This window comes from Streptomyces sp. NPDC051776 (assembly GCF_040681345.1).
Classification (GTDB): domain Bacteria; phylum Actinomycetota; class Actinomycetes; order Streptomycetales; family Streptomycetaceae; genus Streptomyces.
This window is the reverse complement of sequence record NZ_JBFAYQ010000030.1, coordinates 91,041-94,482: the sequence shown is the minus strand read 5'-3', so window position 1 is coordinate 94,482 and position 3,442 is coordinate 91,041. Positions and strand designations below refer to the sequence as shown.

1 protein-coding gene is annotated in these 3,442 nt (G+C 67.9%); it reads left to right on the top strand.

The genetic code is table 11. The features are described from left to right. The first annotated feature begins 1,067 nt into the window (after positions 1–1,067). On the top strand, positions 1,068–3,146 hold the full coding sequence (locus AB0M26_RS22190; RefSeq protein ID WP_365263541.1) for a glycosyltransferase: 2,079 nt from the start codon (positions 1,068–1,070) through the stop codon (positions 3,144–3,146). Positions 3,147–3,442 lie beyond the last annotated feature (296 nt).

Genomic DNA, 3,442 nt, shown 5'->3' with positions numbered 1-3,442 from the left:
CATCTAGGCGACCCCCCCCCCGCGCCCCCCCCCCGCCCCCCCCCCCCGCCCCCCCCCCCCGGGCGCCCCCCCCCCCACGTCCTCGATCCGGACGTCCTCGATCCGGACGTCCTCGATCCGGACGTCCTCGATCCGGACGTCCTCGATCCCGACGTCCTCGCGATCACCCGAGTAGGGCACTCTCCTGCGACCGAGTTCTCCCTCGTGGCGATGTGTCAACTCGGGCCCTCACCACGGGAATCGCGGAGCCTCGCCGCACCCGCCCGATCCTGGCGTCGCCTCCGGACGCACGGCCCCGGGTCAGGGGACGCCTCTGAGCCGGGGCCGATGCGCATTTCGCGCACATACTCCTCGCGGACCGTTTTCCCGTATTCAACGCCCGTATTCCGCCCGGATTTCACGGCCCGAACCCCGCTAATGGCCGCGACACATCAGGGGTGATGACACCTCGCCAGCAGGTGTAGCGGAGATCACGGACCAGTTGCCTCCGGGGGAACAGTCGATGACGAGACGGTCACCGCTCCTTCGAATGCCAAGCTCAGAAGGGGCACTCGCATGCCGTTGCAAGATGAGCGCGACACTGACGTCAAGCACCGACATGGTTGTCCGTTGAGCAAGCTTTGAGCTTCCTTGCACACTCCTGTTCAGCGCTGACTACACTCGCCCGCTATGGCTACGACGGGACGGAAGCGAAGCGGGCGCCGGGGAGCGCGCAGTCAGGTCCAGATATTTGTGGATGCTTCCGGTCGGCGCAGACGGTTTCTGTGGTTCGTGGCCATGGCGGTGGCATGCGCTTGCGCCTGCTACCTGCTCCTCCTGATCGCCGCGCTCTCCGGAGTGCTGGAGGTGCAGTCCCAATCCTCCCGGCCGCACCCGCGCTTCGAGCCATCCGGCGTCTCCGCCACGACCTCCACCTCTGTGCGCAGCGTCGACGCTACGCGCGATGACTCCTCGCCGTTCGCCCCCCACGGCGAGGGATCCCCGGGCGCCGTCACGTCTCCGGGTCGTGACAGAGCCGCGCCGGTCCCGGCGTACGTCCTGTCGGTCTCAGGCGGAGGCAATGCCACGTGAGCGCACGCCACGCGCGGAGTCGTGACCCGCGCGGGCACTGGCTGCTGCTGATCGTCGCGATCACCGCGGTCGCCGCTGCCCTGCTCTTCGAGGGCTGGACCACCTACGAGGTCGGTGCGGCCCAGACGAAGCGTCCCTGTTCCACGCCGGTGCCCAAGGTCGCGGACAGCGGGCAGCCGGTGGTGCGCATCAACGGCGGCAAGGTGAGCACGACAGCCATGCCGCCCCGTACCGTCGCGCTCACCTTCGACGGGGGCCCCGACCCGGTCTGGACGCCGCGCCTGCTCGAACTGCTGCGCAACCACAAGGCGCGGGCGACCTTCTTCCTCTCCGGCGCCCAAGTGGCCCGCCACCCCGACCTCGTGAAGCGGATCCGTGACGAGGGCCACGAGATCGGCTCGTACACCTACACCGGGGTCGACCTCGGTCAGGTGTCGGCCGCGCGGACCCGGCTGGAGATGTCGCTCACACAGACGGCGCTTGCCGGCTCCGCGGGCGTGAGAGCCGGTCTGGCGCGCCTGCCGCTCACCACCCAGGCCGACACGATGTGCGGTGGCGAGTGGACGGCGGCGGAGCGGGTGGCCGCGGAGGGCTACACGCTGGTCGGGGCGGACCGGCCGTTCCGGAAACCGGAACAGGGTCTGATCCGGCAGTTCAGCAATACGGACATTGCCTACGAAGAGACGAAAAGGCTCCTCCGTAATCAGAAAGTCCGGTTCACCACCGTCTCGGACGGGCTCGGAGAGCACAAGGTCAACGCCCCTGCGTCCGCCGCAAGCCGCTGGCAGGGCAAGGGCCTGATCATGGTGCAGACGATCGGGCACTTCTTCGTCGACATCATGACCTGGGTGCTCGGCATCGGCGGCGGGCTCGCGCTGCTGCGCCTGGTGCTGCTCATGTTCTTCGCCCGGGCGCATGTCCGCCGCATCGGCCGGTTCCGCCCCGGCTCGCCGTGGCTGCGGGAGATCACAGAGCCGGTGACGGTTCTCATCCCCGCATACAACGAGGAGGCCGGCATCCAGTCGACGGTGCTCTCGCTCCTCGACTCCACCCACCCGTACCTGCAGATCATCGTGGTCGACGACGGCTCGACCGACGCGACGGCGGAAATCGCCGCGGCGATCGACGATCCGCGCGTCATGGTGGTCCGCCAGCCCAACGCGGGCAAGGCGGCGGCCCTCAACGCGGGCCTGGTCTACGCCGAGTACGACATCGTGGTGATGGTCGACGCCGACACCGTCTTCGAGCCGGACGCCATCCACCAGCTCATCCAGCCGCTCGCCCACCCGGCCGTCGGTGCGGTCAGCGGCAACACCAAGGTGGGCAACCGGCGCCGGCTGCTGGGCAAATGGCAGCACCTGGAGTACGTCTTCGGGTTCAACCTCGACCGCCGTATGTTCGAGGTGCTGGAGTGCATGCCGACCGTCCCCGGAGCCATCGGTGCCTTCCGCCGGGACGCCCTCATGGGTGTCGGCGGCGTGAGCGAGGACACGCTCGCCGAGGACACCGACCTCACCATGGCCCTGTGGCGTGCGGGCTGGCGGGTGGTGTACCAGGAGTCCGCCGTCGCATGGACCGAAGTACCCGTGAGACTCAGCCAGTTGTGGCGACAGCGCTACCGCTGGTGCTACGGCACACTTCAGGCCATCTGGAAGCACCGCCGAGCCGTCCTCGAGGTGGGCCCGCCCGGCCGCTTCGGCCGCCGCGGACTGACGTATCTGGTGGTCTTCCAGGTGATATTGCCGCTGTTCGCGCCGGTCGTGGACCTCTTCGCCCTCTATGGGGCGTTGTTCCTCGACTCGGCCCTCTGGATCGTGGTGTGGCTCGGTTTCCTGGGTGTCCAGATGTTCGGCGCAGGATACGCGCTGCGTCTGGACGGCGAGAAATTGAGAACACTATGGGTGATGCCGCTGCAACTGGTCGTCTACCGGCAGTTGATGTACCTGGTGACCATTCAGTCCGTGGTCACCGCGCTGCTCGGCAGTCGGCTGAAGTGGCATCGCATGCACCGCTCCGGTACCGCTGACCAGTACCGGCTGGAAGAACCGGTCGGTCAGCCGCTGTCATTGAACTGACCCATGGCCACCGACCGTAGAAAGAAGGGCAAGAGGTAACGACGCCCTCGCCTGCCGAACAACCCCCCACCGGCATGGAAGGAACGTCATCGTGATGGAACTCCCTTTCCTCACCGCTGTTCGCAACGCTGGAACCGCAGATGAATAAGTACACGGCCGGATCCTCGGACCCGCTGGCCACGGGGTCCGGAGATCGCTCGGCTCCCCCCACCCCCACCCCCACCCCCACAACCACCTCCACCCCCACATCCCCCATGAACGACTGGCCGGAAGGCTGGACCAGCACCGCGTCGTAC